The organism is Glutamicibacter sp. NPDC088483, from assembly GCF_044753145.1.
GTDB lineage: Bacteria > Actinomycetota > Actinomycetes > Actinomycetales > Micrococcaceae > Glutamicibacter.
In genome coordinates this window covers 147476-165407 of sequence record NZ_JBIVMP010000002.1, presented here as the reverse complement: position 1 = coordinate 165407, position 17932 = coordinate 147476, and the positions used below count along the sequence as shown (strand labels likewise).

The 17932-nt window shown below is 62.1% G+C and carries 19 protein-coding genes and 2 tRNA genes; 7 read left to right on the top strand and 14 right to left on the bottom strand.

The genetic code is table 11. The features are described 5' to 3' along the window. Nucleotides 1-20: 20 nt before the first annotated feature. Nucleotides 21-281 (top strand): GlsB/YeaQ/YmgE family stress response membrane protein, encoded by a 261-nt coding sequence (locus ACIP6G_RS04960; protein WP_105657761.1) that lies wholly within the window; start codon nt 21-23, stop codon nt 279-281. A 93-nt stretch (nt 282-374) separates the two neighbouring features. On the opposite strand, the gene ACIP6G_RS04955 is transcribed toward ACIP6G_RS04960, so the two are convergent. Continuing rightward, a complete protein-coding gene (locus ACIP6G_RS04955; RefSeq protein ID WP_400288942.1) occupies nt 375-1307 on the bottom strand; it encodes a zeta toxin family protein in 933 nt (310 codons plus the stop codon). Between the two features lie 110 nt (nt 1308-1417). On the opposite strand from ACIP6G_RS04955, the gene ACIP6G_RS04950 reads away from it, so the two are divergent. Further along, nucleotides 1418-2107, top strand: a complete 690-nt coding sequence (locus tag ACIP6G_RS04950; RefSeq protein WP_181148856.1) for a hemolysin III family protein — start codon at nt 1418-1420, stop codon at nt 2105-2107. Nucleotides 2108-2190: 83 nt separating this feature from the next. Here the strand turns inward: ACIP6G_RS04950 and ACIP6G_RS04945 are convergent, their stop codons facing one another. The 3 genes from ACIP6G_RS04945 to ACIP6G_RS04935 form a co-directional block, all read right to left on the bottom strand. Further along, entirely contained in the window at nt 2191-3465 is a 1275-nt protein-coding gene (locus ACIP6G_RS04945) for an MFS transporter (RefSeq protein WP_105657759.1), read from the bottom strand. Then, nucleotides 3462-4607, bottom strand: a complete 1146-nt coding sequence (gene argE / locus ACIP6G_RS04940) for an acetylornithine deacetylase (RefSeq protein ID WP_400288940.1) — start codon at nt 4605-4607, stop codon at nt 3462-3464. The genes ACIP6G_RS04945 and argE overlap by 4 nt, the downstream gene beginning before the upstream one ends. 115 nt (nt 4608-4722) lie before the next feature. After that, a complete protein-coding gene (locus ACIP6G_RS04935) occupies nt 4723-5364 on the bottom strand; it encodes a TetR/AcrR family transcriptional regulator (protein ID WP_400288939.1) in 642 nt (213 codons plus the stop codon). A gap of 94 nt (nt 5365-5458) precedes the next feature. Here ACIP6G_RS04935 and ACIP6G_RS04930 point away from each other — a divergent pair, with 94 nt between their 5' ends. Together ACIP6G_RS04930 and ACIP6G_RS04925 are read left to right on the top strand one after the other, a co-directional pair. Beyond that, a complete protein-coding gene (locus tag ACIP6G_RS04930; RefSeq protein WP_400288938.1) occupies nt 5459-6691 on the top strand; it encodes a glycosyltransferase in 1233 nt (410 codons plus the stop codon). A gap of 66 nt (nt 6692-6757) precedes the next feature. Beyond that, nucleotides 6758-7984 carry a methyltransferase gene (locus ACIP6G_RS04925; RefSeq protein WP_400288937.1) on the top strand — a complete coding sequence of 409 codons (1227 nt, stop codon included), beginning with the start codon at nt 6758-6760 and terminating at the stop codon, nt 7982-7984. An 86-nt stretch (nt 7985-8070) separates the two neighbouring features. Here the strand turns inward: ACIP6G_RS04925 and ACIP6G_RS04920 are convergent, their stop codons facing one another. The 9 genes from ACIP6G_RS04920 to ACIP6G_RS04880 all read right to left on the bottom strand — a co-directional run bounded on the left by ACIP6G_RS04920 (nt 8071) and on the right by ACIP6G_RS04880 (nt 12145). Then, nucleotides 8071-8265, bottom strand: coding sequence for a CsbD family protein (locus ACIP6G_RS04920; RefSeq protein WP_105657755.1), 195 nt, complete (start codon nt 8263-8265; stop codon nt 8071-8073). Between the two features lie 161 nt (nt 8266-8426). Next, nucleotides 8427-8720, bottom strand: coding sequence for a transcriptional regulator (locus ACIP6G_RS04915; protein ID WP_105657754.1), 294 nt, complete (start codon nt 8718-8720; stop codon nt 8427-8429). Continuing rightward, entirely contained in the window at nt 8707-9369 is a 663-nt protein-coding gene (locus ACIP6G_RS04910; protein ID WP_400288936.1) for a hypothetical protein, read from the bottom strand. The genes ACIP6G_RS04915 and ACIP6G_RS04910 overlap by 14 nt, the downstream gene beginning before the upstream one ends. A gap of 257 nt (nt 9370-9626) precedes the next feature. Next, complete coding sequence (locus ACIP6G_RS04905; protein ID WP_105657752.1) at nt 9627-10235, bottom strand: bifunctional 2-polyprenyl-6-hydroxyphenol methylase/3-demethylubiquinol 3-O-methyltransferase UbiG; 609 nt, start codon at nt 10233-10235, stop codon at nt 9627-9629. Beyond that, nucleotides 10232-10384, bottom strand: coding sequence for a hypothetical protein (locus tag ACIP6G_RS04900; RefSeq protein ID WP_400288935.1), 153 nt, complete (start codon nt 10382-10384; stop codon nt 10232-10234). The genes ACIP6G_RS04905 and ACIP6G_RS04900 overlap by 4 nt, the downstream gene beginning before the upstream one ends. Next, nucleotides 10348-10423: transfer RNA gene (locus tag ACIP6G_RS04895), tRNA-Val, on the bottom strand. The genes ACIP6G_RS04900 and ACIP6G_RS04895 overlap by 37 nt, the downstream gene beginning before the upstream one ends. 662 nt (nt 10424-11085) lie before the next feature. Continuing rightward, a tRNA-Val gene (locus ACIP6G_RS04890) sits at nt 11086-11161 on the bottom strand. A 115-nt stretch (nt 11162-11276) separates the two neighbouring features. Beyond that, a complete protein-coding gene (locus ACIP6G_RS04885; protein WP_332498654.1) occupies nt 11277-11729 on the bottom strand; it encodes a redoxin domain-containing protein in 453 nt (150 codons plus the stop codon). Further along, nucleotides 11729-12145 (bottom strand): DUF3052 domain-containing protein, encoded by a 417-nt coding sequence (locus ACIP6G_RS04880; RefSeq protein WP_105657750.1) that lies wholly within the window; start codon nt 12143-12145, stop codon nt 11729-11731. Before ACIP6G_RS04880 ends, ACIP6G_RS04885 begins: the two co-directional genes overlap by 1 nt. Nucleotides 12146-12507: 362 nt before the next feature. Between ACIP6G_RS04880 and aceE the strand changes: the two genes are divergently transcribed. Beyond that, nucleotides 12508-15252, top strand: coding sequence for a pyruvate dehydrogenase (acetyl-transferring), homodimeric type (aceE, locus tag ACIP6G_RS04875; protein ID WP_105657749.1), 2745 nt, complete (start codon nt 12508-12510; stop codon nt 15250-15252). Here aceE and ACIP6G_RS04870 read toward each other — a convergent pair. Continuing rightward, on the bottom strand, nt 15212-15346 hold the full coding sequence (locus tag ACIP6G_RS04870) for a hypothetical protein (RefSeq protein ID WP_286134540.1): 135 nt from the start codon (nt 15344-15346) through the stop codon (nt 15212-15214). The two genes, aceE and ACIP6G_RS04870, sit on opposite strands and share 41 nt — an antisense overlap. A gap of 62 nt (nt 15347-15408) precedes the next feature. Between ACIP6G_RS04870 and ACIP6G_RS04865 the strand changes: the two genes are divergently transcribed. Together ACIP6G_RS04865 and ACIP6G_RS04860 are read left to right on the top strand one after the other, a co-directional pair. After that, nucleotides 15409-16620: a PucR family transcriptional regulator gene (locus ACIP6G_RS04865; RefSeq protein ID WP_400288933.1), complete on the top strand. Its 1212-nt coding sequence runs from the start codon at nt 15409-15411 to the stop codon at nt 16618-16620. Between the two features lie 176 nt (nt 16621-16796). Further along, on the top strand, nt 16797-17720 hold the full coding sequence (locus tag ACIP6G_RS04860; RefSeq protein WP_400288932.1) for an ACP S-malonyltransferase: 924 nt from the start codon (nt 16797-16799) through the stop codon (nt 17718-17720). The last annotated feature ends 212 nt before the right edge of the window (nt 17721-17932 follow it).

The following is a 17932-nucleotide window of genomic DNA, read 5'->3' as shown; positions in this document are numbered from 1 at the left end:
TCTGACCATTGGAGCGAATCATGGGATTCATTGGATGGATAGTTTTGGGCTTGATTGCCGGAGCGATCGCAAAGGCCATTCTGCCCGGCAAGCAAGGTGGCGGCTGGATCGCTACCCTGATTCTCGGCGTCGTAGGCGCCCTACTCGGAGGCTGGATCGGAAGTGCTATCTTCGGTGAGGGCGTGGATGAGTTCTTCTCGATCTCAAGTTGGCTTCTTGCCATCGGTGGCGCCCTGATCGTCTTGGTCATTTGGGGCTTCATCACCAAACGACGGGCATAACGCTCCTCCCGAGGGACCATTGTCCCGCGGATCTTGAATTCCCGCCGAGCAGCAGTACCAACTGCTGCTCGGCGGGTTTTTCTCTTGTGTTGGCTACTTCACCCGCAGCAGCTCAGAGCCCACGGCTTCCCTGCGCAATTCGAAAAGCAGAAGGCTCCCCTCCGTGTCCGAGGCTTCCCCAAGTGCGGTATGGAACACCTTGAAGCTCAGTACCGCTGGGCAGTTGCGTGCGAACATCTGGGCCACGGCAGCAGGCCGGGACCGCTGGCCCGGGGCGTCGAAGACCATATCGGTAAATCCTTCGGGAACCCAGCGTGCACCAAGGTTGTCGTCGCCATCCAGGGAAGCTTCCTGCTGCTTTTCCCAGCGTTCAACGATCCGTTCTTCCGAGACATCTTGCGGCGCGTACGCCTCCACGATCTGAATCTCGTATCCGGCCTCCTGCAGCTGAGCTGCCAGCTTCTGTGCTGAATCCTCGGACGCAAGGACCTTGTCAATGACGACATTCAGCCCTTGCTCGAAGCATGCGGCACGCAGGTTCTCGCTGAGCATGGAAGATTCCTCATGCACCAGGCTCGCCATGTCCATCGGGAAGAACTGCTCACCGCGCTGCTCGCGCTCTTTGACTTCCCGAGGCTTGAAGAATCCTTCGTAGGTTCCGTCTTCTTGCGCTTCGCGCATCAGATTCGCCTTGAATTCATCGGCATCGATCACCACATAGTCATCTTCATGACCGCCAAGCAGTTCGCGCAGCAGGCTGCTCTTGCCGGCTCCCGGAGCTCCGGCAAGCACAACAGCTTGGCGCTGCGCTTGGGCGCCGCCCGCTGCCCGCAGTTCCTGGTCGATCAACCGCCGATGCAACTGGTCGCGTTCCCCGATCGCCTTCCACGAGCCCGGGGCCACTTCTTCGAACCAGTCAGGGTTGCGCACGGAGATGAACGGTGAATCATTGGCCAGCACTTCTCCGGGCTCATTGAGTTGAGCAATAGTCTTCAGGTGTTCGGTGATTTCTTGGTCATCTGCCATATTCGAATCCTAATCGGGATTAATCGCGATGACCCCACAGCACGCTGACAGCCGATTATCGTATAGTTCGATGATGGGCCCAGTGCCCGCGCACGACGTTAAGGAGACCCATGGCTACCGCACCGCTACCATCTGCAGGCAAAGGCCGAGCCGGGCGAACCTTCGCGCACATCGGCACCGAGCGTACTCGCTGGCGCGGGCTGATCCATGCCTGGTCCACCCCGGGCATTATCATCATGAGCCTGGTGCTGGTCGTACTGGCCAACGGACGCTTGGCGGAATGGACCACCGCGGTCTTCGCGCTCTGCTCGATCCTGCTCTTTGGCACCTCGGCGCTTTACCATCGTGGCAACTGGACCGACAAGGTCATGGGGCTCTTCCGCCGGGCCGACCATGCGAACATCTTCCTGCTCATTGCCGGCACCTACACTCCGGTAGCGGCATTGACCTTGCCCGGTCCGCAGGCGATCATCGTGCTGTCCGTCATCTGGGCCGGTGCACTGGCCGGCATTGCCATCAAGTCATTCTGGCCCGCGGCACCCCGCTGGGTTGGAGTCAGCCTCTACATCCTGCTCGGGTGGGGCGCATTGATGCAGTTGCCAGCGTTCTGGGCCGCGAACCCCGCGGTGATGATCCTGATTCTCGCTGGCGGCTTGGCCTACACGATCGGCGCGGTTTTCTACGCCACGAAGCGGCCAAATCCGCTGCCGAGCATTTTCGGATTCCACGAGCTCTTCCATGCCTGCACCGTCATGGCCTTCCTGTGCCACTGGACGGCTGTGCTTCTGGTGGCCCTATAAGCGCGCGAACCCACTGGAAAAAGCGATCGCCGCAAGCTCCACGAGGAAGCTTGCGGCGATCATTGGCTGAATCCCAGGCCGGACTAGCGCTGGCCGTAGCGCTTTCGCACGACCACAAGGCCGATCAGCGAAATCACGGCGATTGCCATGTAGTACAGGCTCGGTGCATCCAGCGACCCGGTCAGGTCCAGCAACCAAGTCAGTACCAGCGGGGCAATTCCGCCCAAAAGGGTCACGCCCACGTTGTAGGCCACCGACAGGCCCGAACCACGGATGGCAGCCGGGAAGAGGTTGGAGAGCAACGCCGGCAGCGGACCGAAGTAGAAGGACATGATCACGCCGAGAACCGCGATCACGATCACCATCACGATCACGCTCGGGTTCGACGTCATCAGCTTGAACAGCGGATAGGCCAGCACGAACGCCGCGACCGCCGCGTAGGTCATCACCCGGGCCGGGCCAATGCGGTCGGCCAGATGGCCCACCAGCGGGACGCCGCACAACGTGATGATGCCCGCCGAGATGCCGCCCAGGAAGGCCGCGTCGGCAGGGATCTTCAGGTTCGTGACGGCGAAGGTCGGCATGTACAGGATCATGTACACCGAAATCGTGGCCACGCCAATGGTAGCCGCCGCGGCCAGCAGGCGGCCGTAGTGCTGGGTGAACAGCGTGCCCAGTGGCGATTTCTCCTTGGCGGCGGAAACGAACTCGTCGGTCTCATCCAGCTTGGCGCGGATATACAGGCCCACCGGCCCGATCAGCAGGCCGACGAAGAACGGCACGCGCCAGCCCCAGCTTTCCAGGGCTTCCTGGCTCAGGCCGGTGGTCAGGAAGTAGCCGAAGGCAGAAGCCAGCAGCATGGATGCACCCTGGCTGGCGACCTGCCACGAAGAGTAGAACGCCTTCTTGTGCGGTGCGGTTTCGATCAGGAATGCAGTGGCCGTGCCGAACTCGCCACCGGCAGAGAAGCCCTGGATCATGCGCGAGAGCAGGATGATCAAGGCACCGGCTACGCCCGCCACCTCGTAGGGCGGCGCCACGGCCATGATCAGCGTACCGAGCATCATCAGGCCCAGCGTAAGGGTCAGTGCGTTCTTGCGTCCCTTGCGGTCGGCGTAGCTGCCCAGCACCATGCCGCCCAGGGGGCGGATCAGGTAGGAAATCGCGAAGGTGGCGAAGGTGAGAATCAGGGCGAACGTGCCGTCCGATTCCGGATAGAACACCTTGGCAATGGTGGTCGCGAAGGTGGCATAGACAATGATGTCGAACCATTCCAGCGCCGCGCCAATGGAACTGGAAATGACCGCCTTGCGGGCTTTGACGATCTGCTCGGGTGTCGCCTTCACCTCTGCGCTCACGAGCTGACCTGCGCAATCAGCGAATCGATGAAGTTCTCGCACGCCACGATCTGCTCCAGCTCGATGTATTCGTCCGGAGCGTGGGCCTGGGCGATATCGCCAGGACCGCACACCACGGTGGGGATGCCGGCCGCGGCGAACAACCCGGCCTCCGTGCCATAGGTGACCTTTTCAGCGGTGGCAATGGCGCCGCAGGCGGCCGCGAAGGACACGATCCCTTCCTCCGCAGCGGTATCCAGTCCTGGAGCGCCCGCCTGCTGGGAGAACTCCACGGAGCAGCTCGGGTTCTGCTCGCGCATCTGGGCTTCCAGCTTGGCCGCTTCTTCGCGCAAGCGCGCGGTCAGCGCCTCGCGGTCCACCACCGCGAGCGAGCGGTACTCGAAGAACACCACCGCCTGCGAGGGAATGGTGTTCACCGCGATGCCGCCGTCGAACTTGTTCACGTTCATGGTGGTGGTCGGTTCGATGAACGCTTCATCGCGCGGGCCATGGTTGCGCAGCTCGGCTGAAACCTCCTCGACGAAATTCGCGAAGCGCAGCGCATAGGAAATGGCGTTGACTCCCTCGGAAGGCAGCGAGGAGTGCGCTGCGACACCGTTGAATTCGGCGCGGAAAACGTTCATCGACTTATGGCCGCGGATCGCCCGCATGCTCGATGGCTCCCCCACGAAGCATCCGCGAGGCGCCAGCTTCTCGTCAACAATTCTCTGCACCAGGGACACCGCGCCGACGCAGCCGACTTCTTCGTCGTAGGACAGCGCCAGGTGGATTGGTTCGGCAAGTTCTGCGCCGGTGAACTGGTCCAGCTTGGCCAGGATCACCCCGAGGAAGCCCTTCATGTCGCAGGTGCCGCGGCCATAGAGCTTGTCTGCGCGCACCTGGGCATCGAATGGATCGCTGCTCCATTTCTGCCCGTCCACTGGCACCACGTCGGTGTGCCCGGAAAGCACAATGCCGCCGGTGCGGGTTCCATCGGCGGCGGGGATGGTGGCCAGCAGGTTGGCCTTGGTGCCCTCTTCGTTGTGGATCAGCTGGGAACTGATGCCATAGGCGTCCAGCTTCTTCACGATATTCCCGATCAGCGCAAGGTTGCTGTCGCGGCTGGTGGTGTCCACGGCGATGAGCTCGTGGATTTCTTTCATACTTGCTTCGCTGGGCGCGGGCATTTCAGCTCCTGGATCTAGGCGATGATGCTATGGATTCATGCTTCCACATTGCTCCCGCACCACCTAGAAGATGTCAAAGAATGGCCTCTGGCTAGTCGGGAATAACGCCGGCACCACGCAGATAGTGCAGGATCGCGTTCTCGAAGGCCTCCTGCTGGTCCACGGGCCTTGCCGCTTGGCCCAGCGCGGCCGACAGGTGGGGGTAGCGGCCTGTTTCCAGCTGCGCTAACAGCGCCGCCGGGTCTTCGGGCCGCTGCTGGCTTTGCTCATTGAGCGCAAATGCTGCGGTCATGGCGTTGAGCATCGCCAGGCAATGCAGCTTGGCCCCTGCCTCCAGCCCGCTGCCTTTCAGGGCCGCTAATCCGCGTTCCAGGTAGGCCAAGGCGTTCGGCCCCATGGACGACTTGCCCATGGCCAGCGAGGGCGCCCAGGGATGCCTGCGCATGATCTGCAGGCCCTGGGTGGCCAGGCCGAGCAGCTGCTGGGCAGCCGAACCGGCCAGCGATTCCAGTTCATATTCCGCGCTGATCTGCTCAACCATGAGGCCGGTGAGCTCCTCATGGGACTCAACGTAACGGTACAGGGAGGCGGCTCCTGCTCCGATCTTTGCGGCTACGGCTCTGATGGATACCGCTCCCATGCCTTCTTCATCGGCCAGCGCGATCGCCGCCTGGGCGATCTTGGCCCGGGAGTGCCGGGGCCTGGGCCCGGTGCGAGGCTGGTTGCCGGTCATCGCTTGTCCTTTCCCGCAGGGCGCGTCGCGCGCCGTGCTCTGGCTGTATAGTTAACCGCAAACACTGTTCGCATTTAACTCTACAGGAGGAACCATGCGCTTGCTGATGATCGCACCGGGAACACGAGGCGATGTCGCGCCGATGGCCGGCCTCGGCCAGAAGCTGGCGCTCCATGGTATCGATGTATCCATTGCGGCAAACCCGGCATACAAGGACCTTGCCGTTTCCGCAGGCTGCCGATTCCGGGAGCTCCCCGGCGACATGAGCGCCTTGGTCAAGTCGGCAGCTCCGGGCGCTAAGGCCAGCCCCAAGGATCTGCGCCGGTACCTCCGGGAGCTCCGGGACTATTTCGAACTGGCAGCTACCGGAACGATGGCCGCAGCCGAGCGAGGTGCCGATATCATCATGACCAATGCGGTAGCACCCTATGCCTACGACGTGGCCGAGGCCGTGGGCATCCCCGCGATCGGCGCGCACCTGCAACCCATTGAACCCAGTGCAGCGTACTCGCCCATGGTTTTGGGTGCATCGCGCAGCTTCGGGCCACTGGGCAACAAGCTGCTCGGCCAGCTCTTCGCCGCTTCCAAGGCGCCCTACGACCTCCCAGCAAAGCGGGTACGCGAATCCCTGGGATTGCCCGCGCGCAGCCGTATTGCCTCCGAACGCCTTCGCCGCCAGCACCGGGGCCCCATTCTCCACGGCTTCAGTTCAGTTATCGTTCCACGGTCCGCTGATTGGCATGAGGGGATCGTCAATTGCGGGTACTGGTGGCCGCCAGCCGATCCGGCATGGACACCGTCGCAGCGGCTGCTCGACTTCATCGACAAGGGGCCGGCTCCAATCTTCATTGGCTTCGGCAGCACGCAGGCGCTGGAACCGGACTTCATCACGGATGTTGCCCGGCGCACCGGAAGACGGACTATCGTGCAAGGGGAACCGGAAATCGACGAACCTGGCATCCTGGGCATCGGCGCGGTACCGCACCACTGGCTGTTTCCGCAGATGGCAGCCGTCGTGCACCATGCCGGGGCCGGCACCACGGCCGCTGGCCTGCGGGCAGGCGTCCCCGCAGTTCCGGTTCCAGTCTTCACCGACCAGCCGTTCTGGGCCCAGCGCATCCACCGGCTCGGCGCGGCTGCCGAGCCCATTGCCTACAAGCACTTGACTGCGCAGCGGCTCGCGTCCTCAATTACCGGAGTCCTGGCCAATGAGGACCTGGCCGATGGCGCCCGGCGAATTGCCCGGCAGCTGGCAGCCGAAACGGACAGCTCGATTCCAGTAATAAGGATCCTCGAACAGCTGGGCGCCAGGCACCGGCCCAGCTAGCCTGGCCGGGACCGGTAGAATTGGAACTCCAGCCCCTCGCAACAGAACAGCTCATGCGCGGTTGCCATGCGCTTGAGCAACGCTGATCGACAGGGCCATCCCATCGCTTCCCATTCCGCCACCGCCCCTGTGACCGTTTCCTGGGACCACGAAGGAACCAGCACCACAGCCATCTGGCTGTCCGTCAATTCCCGCCGGGCACCAGCACACATCGTGGTGGCCGATGACCGCTTGAGCGCGGATGCGGCCATGCGCCACGCGGCCCGCGGCACGGCCATACTGTGGACCGGCGACTTCCACAACGCCAAGCAACTGCTTGCCGCCATGGACCGGCGCATGGCGGCCGCCAACGCGGCCAAGGCCAGCAGCGCGAAGGCCAAGAAAAAGGTCCTGGATGATGCGCAGAAGTTCTACGCCATCCGGCAGGCCCGGGCCCAGCGTTCGCGGATGCTGTCGCTGATCCTGATTCCCTTGGATTTCCACGCCGAGGACGGCCTGGCCGTCCTGGACTTGCCCCGGGCGCCGATCGTCGGTCCGGCGGTGGCATTCGGCTACGAGCAGGCCGCGGACCTGGCTGGACACCTGGCTGTGGCCAGCCTGCAGGAACTAGCTGGCATGCTCAGTGCCCACCAGTGGTTCCTGAAGGGTGTGGACGTTCCGGCACTGGGAGCGAAAATCCACCCGGCCTACGGGACGTTCATGCCCACCCGTCAGGAATATGTGGATCTGGTGGCGGTGGCTCCGCTGGAGGACCTCTCGCTGGCTTTCGACATCGGCACCGGAACCGGAGTGCTCTCGGCAGTGCTGGCCCGCCGCGGAGTCAAGCAGGTCATCGGCACCGACATCCACCAGCGCGCGGTGGACTGCGCCAACGACAACTTCGCGCGCTTGGGTATTTCCGGCGCCGCCCGTGCGCAACTGACCAGCATGTTCCCCGAAGGCCGCGCCCCGCTGGTCGTGTGCAATCCCCCGTGGCTTCCGGGCAGCGCGCCGAGCACCCTGGATGCGGCTATTTACGATCCCGAGAGCAAGATGCTGATGCAGTTCCTGCGCGGATTGCCCGGTCACCTGACCGAGAACGGCGAAGGATGGCTGATCATCTCGGATCTCGCCGAGCTGCTGGGCTTGCGTACCCGCGCGCTGCTGCTGGAGGCCATCGAGGCGGCAGGCCTTGAAGTCATCGACAAGATCGACACCGCGCCAAGGCACCACCGCGCACAGGATGCCCAGGACGTGCTGCATTCGGCCCGTTCGAAGGAAGTCACTTCATTGTGGAGGCTCAAGGCCAAGTAGCCCCGAGTGCGTTCCATGCAGAAACGGCAAAGGTGCCCGCGGAATTCGCGGGCACCTTTGCCGTTTAAGCTCCTGCGTGCCTGTTGCTATTTGTCCAGGCCGTCGCGTACGTCCTTGGCCGCATCCTTGACTGACTCGCCGGCCTGCTTGGCTTTCGCAGCGGCTTGGTCCTTAACGCCTTCAGCCTGCAGGCGTTCATTGCCGGTCGCATCGCCTACGGATTTCTTGGCCTTGCCCGAAACTTCTTGCGCCTTATTCTGGATCTTATCGCCTAGGCCCATTGGAAAATCTCCTTCTGCAGTTGATTCGACAGCGTACCTTCTCCAGCCTAATGGGCCGCGCAGATGATTCACCTGTCCCGGGCCTCTGCATTAGCTGGCAGATTTTCCCGGTTCCTCCCCGGCTGCGCAATTGCGTGTATCCTTACACGTTCTTCCGGCGATCACACCGCATCCAGCAGTGCGCGAAGCTGTTCCTTGTACTCTTCGAAGGCGGTTCGCCCAGCGCGGGTCAAGGCAATGTAGGTCACTGGGCTGCGCCCCTCCAGGATCTTGTCCACCTTCACGTAGTCACCGTCTTCCAGCTTGCGCAAATGCGTTGCCAGATTACCCGAGGTCATCGACAGCAGGCCCTGCAGCTTGGGAAACGAGATGCTGTCTCCGGCCCGCAAGGTGTCCAGGACCGTGACGGTCCTCAGCCGTGCCTGGGCGTGGATCAGCGGGTCAAGCTCCTGCATGCCCACCCCGGATCAACGCTCCTGAGACCAGTTCCGGCTTGCTGCCGTGCAGCAGGCCCAGCACGATGAATCCCAGCCCGCCAACGGCACCGGCCAAGAGGTTCAGCGGTGCCGGCACGGCCAGTGAGAGCAGGGCAATAGCCAAGATCCAGGACCCGAAGACCAGCTGGGCCCGGTCGTTGAAGAGCACCGAGCCGGCAACCACGAGCACGCCGATCACCAGGCACAGGCCGGTGAGGGCAAAAGTCGCCATGCCCATTGAGCTCAGCCCCTCGACATGCAGCCGCCAACCGAGCAAGGCGGTGATGATCATGCCCAGGCTGAAGGTGTTGCCGTAGATCGCTCCTTGCGCCATCGACGGACCTTTGGTCCCCGAACCGCGCTTGGCCGAATGCACGGCGGAAATCACGATCGCAATGAGGAATGAGGCAACTGCGGTGCCGATGCCAACCGCCGGCGGCAGCAGCGGCGAGCCCTGCGGCGCGAGTGCCAAGTAGAGCCCGAGGAAGGCAATGATCCAGGCACCGCCCCAGATGGAGAACAGCAGTTGCTGGTTCGGGCTCATGCCCTCGCGGGCTTGCTGTGCATCCGATTCGATTCCACGCAGAATGCGAGCCGGGTCGATGTCATTGCTGTTCGTGTTGTCCATGGCGCACTGCCTCCTTCGGCGATCACCGCCTCCGAGCCGCAAAGCAGTACGTGATGAAAACCACTTTGCATTACAAAGTTCAAGATAGCGCTAACGACGGCTTACCGCAAGAGGCGCATTCTGGCAGCTGCGCCTAATCGCACCCCGCCGTTTTCGACCCACGGCAGAAGCAGCAGGCCAGAGGCCTTTCAAGAGCAATTGCACGTCGCATGGAAGCGAAGTGGATTTTTCCTGCAGCGCTCGGTTTGCGCTTGGCGCTATTTGCGCCCGAGCACGGCCACCAGGAAATCGGCGGCAGGCAAATGGAAGTTCCAGGTCGAATAGCGTTGCTGCAGTGCCAGCCCCGCCTCCAAAGCGTCGGCCTCGAAGTCATCGAACCCGTAGCCGCGTCCCGAGCCGAAGCCGATGATCATGCGCCCGTCTGCCGCCAGATGCCCGCGCAGTTGCTGCAGCGCCGGGCGGCGTTCGGACTCGGAGAGGAAGGTGACGACATTGCCGGCAGAAACTATCAGGTCGAATTCCTGGTTCTCCCCCGCTGCGTCAGCGATGGTGAAGTCAGCCAGATTGCCGACCTGCCATTGGGCTTTGGGGTAATCTGCCCGGGCAACATCGATTAGATGCGGGTCGAGGTCCACGCCAACCACTTGGTGCCCTTGCTCGGAAAGCCAGCCGCCGATCCGCCCGGTCCCGCATCCGGCATCAAGAATTCTGCTGCCCCGGGCAACCATCGCGTCAACGGCGCGAGCTTCCCCGAAAATATCCTGGCCTTCGGCGGCAAGCGTGCGCCAGCGCTGGGCAAAATTCTGCGAGTGGTCCGGGTTCTTGCGAACGGTGGCGAGCCAAAGGTTTTCTTCTGGTGCAGTCATGCATCCAGTTTCGCACTTTCGCTGGCATTCGGCGATTGGCTGGCGCCGGCGGGGAATACGAAGAAGACCGCTTCAATCACTCTTTCCAGAGTGATTGAAGCGGTCTTCTTTTTGGTGGGCCCTACCGGGATCGAACCGATGACATTCACGGTGTAAACGTGACGCTCTACCAGCTGAGCTAAAGGCCCTCCTGCAGTGTGTGAAATCGGGAAGTTTCTTTCCTTCAGTCCTTCGCTGCAACAAGTAATAATCTAATGCATCCCGAACTGACTTGGCAAATTGAAATGGAGGTTTTCATAAAAGAGTGCCGAGCGTCACCACATCGCCTGATCTTGGAACCTACTCTCCAGTGGCGTTGCCGGCAAGTTCGAGGCTGTTCGCATGCACGGGTAATCCGCAATCGCCAGCATCGCCCCCACACCTGCTTATTCCACGCTGCACCACTGGGACCAGCACCATCGAGGCGCGAGCTCAGTCCAGCGCGGAAGAACACGAGGCGCCTGGATCTGCGGACTTGCCCCGCAGGTGGAAGCGAAGCAGCTCGATGAGCGATAGCACGTACCAGGAAACGGTGATCGAAGACGACGCCGCCACCCTCCACGGGGCATTGGAAAACAGCGATGCCAGATCGCTGTACCGGGTTCGCAGATTCGAAGCACCCTCCGGTCCCGCGCAAGGGCCACCGGCTCAGCCACGCTGGCTTCGGACGACAATGCCAGGAGTCCAGCGTCATCGAGGATCAAATATTCCATGAAGCCGGCACTATGGGCACCGCAGGACATGCCCGAGTGGAAAAATCGCCTCAAGGAGACAAAAAATCCCCGATCCGAATGGATCGAGGATTCTTATTTGGTGGGCCCTACCGGGATCGAACCGATGACATTCACGGTGTAAACGTGACGCTCTACCAGCTGAGCTAAAGGCCCTTACCATGTTCGCTTTTGCAAGCCAACGAGGAATAACTCTACACAGGTTTCTGCGTCCGGGCAAATCGGTGAGCCGACTTTTTTCGTGAACTGGAGCACAGCCCATATCGGCACGCTAAACGGCGCGTTCCACTGCCGCCTTGTAATCATCAATGCTTCTTGGCTGCGTCATCTCGCTGCGGAAAATATCGCGCACTTCACCGTCAACCAGGTACAGCGTCAATCTGGCAGCGACCCCACGCTCAGGGTCAAAGGCGTCGGCCTGTTGCGCCACCGCCCCATGAGGCCAAAAATCGGCCAGCAGCTCGAAGTCCAAGCCAAGCGACTGCGCATAGTTGCGCAGGGTGAATTTATGGTCCACCGAAATGGCCACGATGCGCACCTGGTGCTGCGTGAAGAATTCGTAGTGCTCTTGGAGTGTTGCCAGTTCCGACCCGCATACCCGCGAAAATGCCCAGGGATAAAAGACAACCAGCACCCGGCCGCTAGACAGCCCGGTACTGGTTATCGTTTCGCCGTACTGATTTTCCAGCGAGAAGTCGAACAGGCGTGAACCTGTTTGAATCATTAGTTCTTCTTACGCGGGGCGAGGCGGATTGCGGACCAATCCTCCGAAACGCCTTCACTAGTAGTTACATGCAGGCCAGCGGTTGGCGCCTCCTGCTGGATAAGTGCTGGGGATACATGTCCCTCGCGGCCCTGCTTAGGAGTAAGCAGCCAAACGATGCCACTCTCGTCCAAGCAGTTCAGCGCGTCCATCAATGCGTCAACTAGATCTCCATCGCCGTCGCGCCACCAGAAAATGACTGCGTCGACAACGTCATGGTCCTCTTCGGTGAGCAGCTCTGAACCAATCAGGTCCTCGATCGATTCGCGCAGATCGTAGTCCACGTCATCGTCGTAACCCAGTTCCTGAATAAGGTCTTCATTAGCGAAGCCCAATTTTTTGGCGGGCTCCAAGTTTGCCGATACGGCGTCGCTCACTTCATTCCTCCTGCTGGTGCAAAGCGTTACTACCAACGAAACACGGTTTTGCCGCTCCGTTCAAGCGCTACAGCGATAACACGCCGAACAAATATAACCCACATTCCAGTGACCCGCATCATATTGACATGGCCATGAGGAAGTTAGCTCCCGTACCTGGTTGCGCAAGTCACTTCAAATATCTGATTTAAAACGGTTTCTGCTGGAAAACGCGACACAAAACTGGATCGTTTAACACTAGAGTTGCATATGAACCGGCAGTGCACATCATTCCAGTGCTACTGCACCCGTTGTCCCAATACCGACGCACCGCAGCGCAAAACTGCACAGCGCCGGAGCCGCAATTCAATCAAGGAGCTTCCGTGGCTGTAGAGGAACACATCTCCCAGATCCGTAGCGGGTTGACTTACCAGCTGTCCGATCGGGATCCTGAGGAAACTCAGGAATGGATGGACTCGTTTGACTCCCTCGTAGAGACCCAGGGCACCGAGCGTGCCCAGTTCATTATCCGCTCGCTGCTGCAGCGTGCAGGTGCCAAGTCCGTGGGCGTGCCTCACGTGACCACCACCGACTACGTGAACACCATTCCTGTGGACCAGGAACCAGAATTCCCGGGCGATGAGGCCATCGAGCGCCGCTACCGCGCCTTCATGCGCTGGAATGCCGCCATCATGGTGCACCGCGCCCAGAACCCTCATATCGGCGTTGGCGGGCACATCTCCACCTACGCCGGTGCAGCGACCCTGTATGAAGTAGGTTTCAACCACTTCTTCCGCGGCAAGAACCACCCAGGCGGCGGCGACCAGGTCTTCTTCCAGGGCCACGCCTCGCCAGGCATGTACGCCCGCGCGTTCCTCGAAGGCCGCCTGTCCGAAGAGGACATGGACGGCTTCCGCCAGGAAAAGTCAAAGGAAGGCCACGCGCTTCCTTCCTACCCTCACCCGCGTTCCCTGCCTGACTTCTGGGAATTCCCAACCGTCTCGATGGGCATCGGCCCAGCTAACGCCATCTACCAGGCGCAGCTGAACCGCTACCTGCAGAACCGCGGCATCAAGGACACCTCGGACCAGCAGGTCTGGGCCTTCCTGGGCGACGGCGAAATGGACGAGCCGGAGTCGCGCGGCTTCCTGCAGCTGGCCGCCAACGAAAAGCTGGACAACCTGAACTTCGTCATCAACTGCAACCTGCAGCGCCTTGACGGCCCGGTTCGCGGCAATGGCAAGATCATGCAGGAACTGGAAGCCTTCTTCCGCGGTGCCGGCTGGAATGTCATCAAGGTTGCTTGGGGCCGCGAGTGGGATGCTCTGCTCGAAGCAGACAAGACCAACGCGCTGGTTGACATCATGAACCAGACCCCGGATGGCGACTACCAGACCTACAAGGCTGAGTCCGGCGCATTCGTTCGCGAGCACTTCTTCGGCCAGCGTCCGGAAACCAAGGAATTGGTTGCCGACATGAGCGACGACGAGATCTGGAACCTGAAGCGTGGCGGCCACGATTACCACAAGGTCTACGCCGCCTACAAGGCTGCTGCGGAGTTCAAGGGCAAGCCGACCGTTATCTTGGCCAAGACCGTCAAGGGCTACGGCCTGGGTTCGCACTTCGAGGCTCGCAACGCGACCCACCAGATGAAGAAGCTGACCATGGAGGACTTGAAGAAGTTCCGTGATCACCTGCGCATCCCTATCACCGACGAGCAGCTCGAAGCGGACCTCTACACTCCTCCGTACTACCGCCCAACCGAGGATTCGGCTGAGTACAAGTACATGATGGAGCGCCGCGAGGCCCTGGGCGGTTCGGTGCCTACCCGCCGCCAGGAAGCTTCGAAGAAGCTGGCCCTGCCAGGCGAGAAGACCTACGCGATCGCCAAGCGCGGTTCGGGCAAGCAGCAGGCGGCCACCACCATGGCCTTCGTGCGCCTGCTCAAGGACCTGATGCGCGACAAGGAATTCGGCCACCGCATCGTGCCGATCGTGCCAGATGAGTCCCGTACCTTCGGCATGGACTCGTTCTTCCCGACCGCGAAGATCTACAACCCGGGCGGCCAGAACTACCTGTCCGTGGACCGCGACCTGGTCCTGGCCTACAAGGAATCCCCTCAGGGCCAGCTGATCCACCCGGGCATCAACGAGGCCGGCGCTGTCGCAGCCTTCACCGCTGCCGGCACCAGCTACTCGACCCACGATGAACCGCTGATCCCGATCTACGTGTTCTACTCGATGTTCGGCTTCCAGCGCACCGGCGACCAGTTCTGGGCAGCCGGGGACCAGATGACCCGTGGCTTCATCATCGGCGCTACCGCCGGCCGCACCACCCTGACCGGTGAAGGCCTGCAGCACGCAGATGGCCACTCGCCAATTCTGGCCTCGACCAACCCTGCTGTGATCACCTACGATCCGGCCTACGGCTACGAAATCGGCCACATCATGCGCTCCGGCCTGGAACGCATGTACGGCGGAACCCACGCCGATCCGAACGTGATGTACTACCTGACCGTGTACAACGAGCCGATCAGCCAGCCAGCTGAGCCGGAGAACGTTGACATCGAAGGCATCATCAAGGGCATCCACCTGCTCAAGGAAGCTACCACCGACGGCCCGCGCGCACAGCTGCTGGCCTCGGGCGTGGCCGTGCCATGGGCGCTGGAAGCCCAGGCCATCCTGGCCGAGGAGTGGGGCGTTTCGGCTGATGTCTGGTCGGTCACCTCGTGGAACGAACTGGCCCGCGACGGCCAGCGCGCCGACGCCGACGTGCTCGTGGATCCATCGAAGCCGCGCCGCACCCCGTACGTGACCTCGAAGCTGGAGTCCACCCCGGGCCCAGTCATCGCGACCACCGACTACATGCGCGCCGTGCCCGAGCAGCTGCGCCCGTACGTGCCAGGTGAATTCCACACCCTGGGCGCGGACGGCTTCGGCTTCTCGGACACCCGTGCCGCGGCCCGCCGCTTCTTCAAGATCGATGCGCACTCGCTGGTCGTGCAGACCTTGCAGTCGCTGGTTGAGCGCGGCGAAATCCCTGCGGACACCGCAGTGAAGGCGCACGCCAAGTACGACCTGAATAACGCTAACGCCGGCCAGTCCGGCAACGCTGGCGGCGACGCCTAGGCCCCAGGGTCCAGGTGCCCGGAGCTTGCTCCGGCGCCGCATTGAGCAGCTGCCCGATGACGAGGTTTTCCTCGTTGCCGGGCAGCTGGCTCATTTAATCTCACCTTTACCTGCTGTGCCGGGCGCGGGGGAAGAAAAGAAACTAAGCTGGAACCCATGAGTCCTGAAATGGATGCCGCCGCAGCTCCGAAGAACCGTCCCAGCCGATCCCAGGCACCCAGCAATGAAACGCTCAAGCGACTCAAAAGCCATATTGGCGTCCTGTCCACCACCGCGCTGAAATACCTGGACCAGCAACTGCCCTGGTACCGATCGCTGGCGCCCAATGAGCGCGCCGCCTTGGGACTGATCGCCCAGAAGGGCATCTCCACCTTCGTTACCTGGTACGAGGATCCCTCCTCCACCCCGTCCTGGGTGGTGACCGACGTCTTCGGCGCCGCTCCCACGGAGCTGACCCGATCCATCTCCCTGCAGAAGGCCTTGGGCCTGTTGCGCACCATCGTGGAAGTGGTCGAATCCCAGGTGCCCGACATCGCCGCCGAGCATGAGCAGGCAGCCCTGCGCGAAGCGGTGCTGCGCTATTCGCGCGAGGTCGCTTTCGCCGCCGCCGATGTCTATGCCCGCGCCGCCGAAACCCGCGGCGCCTGGGACTCGCGCTTGGAGGCCCACGTGGTCGACGCGGTGCTGCACGGCGAGGCCCACGACTCGCTCTCCTCGCGCATTGCGGCCATTGGCTGGAAGTCGCAGAAGAATATCCGCATCCTGGTGGGCACCACCCCTTCGTCCAACCCGGCGACCTTTGTCTCGGCCCTGCGCCGTATTGCCATCCGCTACTCGCGCGATTCGCTGGTGGGCGTGCTCGGCGACCGCTCGGTGCTGATGCTTTCGGACACCGAATTCGAAGAAGCGGATCTGAGCCGGCTGACCCGGTTCTTCGGTCCCGGCCCGCTGGTCTACTCCCCCATGGCTCCGACGGTGAAGGAAATGCACCACGCCGCGGTGGCAGCCGTGGCGGGATTCAGCGCTGCCAAGGCCTGGCCGCAAGCGCCGAATCCGGTCGGTGCCGATGACCTGTGGCCAGAACGCGCCTGCAACGGCGATGAATTGGCCCGCACGGCGCTGGTGGACCAGGTTTACATTCCGCTGCAGCAGGCCTCCAATGGCCTGGCTGAAACGCTCTCCAGCTACTTGGCGCTCGGCCACTCGCTCGAAGGCACCGCCCGGGAACTGTTTGTCCATGCAAACACGGTGCGCTACCGGCTCAAGCGGGTCAGCGAAGTCACCGGTTGGGATCCACTGGTTCCCCGGGATGCCTTCGTCCTGCAAACCGCGCTGCTTTTTGGACGGCTCCACGAATCGAACTTGTAGGCTTCAACCAAAGAGCGTCGAGCTCCCGACACCGATAATTCCGAGTTGATCGCGCATTACAGCAGAATTCAGCTTCTGGATACGCTAGGCTTTTGTAGAGATCCTACAAACAGTCACCACGAGCTTGGTACTCAAATGAAGCGCCAAAAGCTCCCAACATTTGGAAAGCTGTAAGAGTGTTAGCAATCGTTTGCCCCGGACAGGGCTCCCAGACCCCAGGTTTCCTCACCGAATGGCTCGACGTCGATGGCGTGGCCGAGCATTTGCAGGCGCTCAGCTCGATCACCGAGCGCGACCTCACCGCCCACGGCACCACCTCCGATGAAGAGACCATCAAGGACACCGCCGTCGCCCAGCCGCTGATCGTCGCTGCCGGCCTGGTCACCGCCCGTGCGCTCTTTGGCAGCTCGCTGCCGGCAGGCGCCGTTGTGGCCGGCCACTCGGTTGGCGAGATCACCGCGTCGGCCCTGGCCGGCGCGCTGGACGAAGCTGACGCCATGAATTTCGTGAAGGTCCGCGCCAACGCCATGGCCGAAGCCGCTGCGGCGGCTCCGACCGGCATGGCAGCAGTGCTCGGCGGCGACCCGGATGAGGTCCTGGTCAAGCTCGACGAACTGGGCCTGACCCCGGCCAACGCCAATGGCGGCGGCCAGATTGTGGCCGCAGGAACCATGGAGCAGCTCGCGGCCCTGGGCGAGAACCCGCCGGCCAAGGCTCGCGTGATCCCCCTGAAGGTTGCCGGCGCATTCCATACCGCGCACATGCAGCCCGCAGTTGGCATCCTGGAGGAACTGGCCGGAACCATCACCCCGAAGGAACCAGCGGAAACCCTGCTCTCGAACTTCGACGGCAAGGCCGTAGCCGATGGCCAGGCGAACCTCGATTCGCTGGTCGCCCAGGTATCGCGTCCGGTCCGCTGGGACCTGTGCATGCAGACGCTGGCCGAAGCTGGCGTGACCGGTGTGCTGGAACTGGCACCGGCCGGAACCCTGGTGGGATTGGCCCGCCGCGGGCTCAAGGGCGTGAAGACCCTGGCGGTGAAGAGTCCAGCGGATCTGGAAGCTGCCAAGACGTTCATCGCCGAGCACACCGCCAACTAGGCTTTTGCGCCGTTCACAGATTGTGCACGCCGGGAACGTCATGTTGCGTCCGCCGAGCGCGTCTCTGGCCTAAGCTTTAAACCGACGAAACGTGCCGCGCATTCTTGATGCGCCACCAAAGTTTCATTAAGCCGGCTGGAACCGGTTCCTGGAAACAGGATCTGCACCCAGCCACAAAAATGACCGGAGTCCTCCGGCTAAGAAGAAAAGGA

Bases quoted from the DNA above. Each gene is read 5' to 3' on its own strand.
- ACIP6G_RS04960 (WP_105657761.1), top strand. From the start codon at position 21: ATGGGATTCATTGGATGGATAGTTTTGGGCTTGATTGCCGGAGCGATC.
- ACIP6G_RS04955 (WP_400288942.1), bottom strand. From the start codon at position 1,307: ATGGCAGATGACCAAGAAATCACCGAACACCTGAAGACTATTGCTCAA.
- ACIP6G_RS04950 (WP_181148856.1), top strand. From the start codon at position 1,418: ATGGCTACCGCACCGCTACCATCTGCAGGCAAAGGCCGAGCCGGGCGA.
- argE (WP_400288940.1), bottom strand. From the start codon at position 4,607: ATGAAAGAAATCCACGAGCTCATCGCCGTGGACACCACCAGCCGCGAC.
- ACIP6G_RS04935 (WP_400288939.1), bottom strand. From the start codon at position 5,364: ATGACCGGCAACCAGCCTCGCACCGGGCCCAGGCCCCGGCACTCCCGG.
- ACIP6G_RS04930 (WP_400288938.1), top strand. From the start codon at position 5,459: ATGCGCTTGCTGATGATCGCACCGGGAACACGAGGCGATGTCGCGCCG.
- ACIP6G_RS04925 (WP_400288937.1), top strand. From the start codon at position 6,758: ATGCGCTTGAGCAACGCTGATCGACAGGGCCATCCCATCGCTTCCCAT.
- ACIP6G_RS04920 (WP_105657755.1), bottom strand. From the start codon at position 8,265: ATGGGCCTAGGCGATAAGATCCAGAATAAGGCGCAAGAAGTTTCGGGC.
- ACIP6G_RS04915 (WP_105657754.1), bottom strand. From the start codon at position 8,720: ATGCAGGAGCTTGACCCGCTGATCCACGCCCAGGCACGGCTGAGGACC.
- ACIP6G_RS04910 (WP_400288936.1), bottom strand. From the start codon at position 9,369: ATGGACAACACGAACAGCAATGACATCGACCCGGCTCGCATTCTGCGT.
- ACIP6G_RS04905 (WP_105657752.1), bottom strand. From the start codon at position 10,235: ATGACTGCACCAGAAGAAAACCTTTGGCTCGCCACCGTTCGCAAGAAC.
- ACIP6G_RS04885 (WP_332498654.1), bottom strand. From the start codon at position 11,729: ATGATTCAAACAGGTTCACGCCTGTTCGACTTCTCGCTGGAAAATCAG.
- ACIP6G_RS04870 (WP_286134540.1), bottom strand. From the start codon at position 15,346: ATGAGCCAGCTGCCCGGCAACGAGGAAAACCTCGTCATCGGGCAGCTG.
- ACIP6G_RS04865 (WP_400288933.1), top strand. From the start codon at position 15,409: ATGAGTCCTGAAATGGATGCCGCCGCAGCTCCGAAGAACCGTCCCAGC.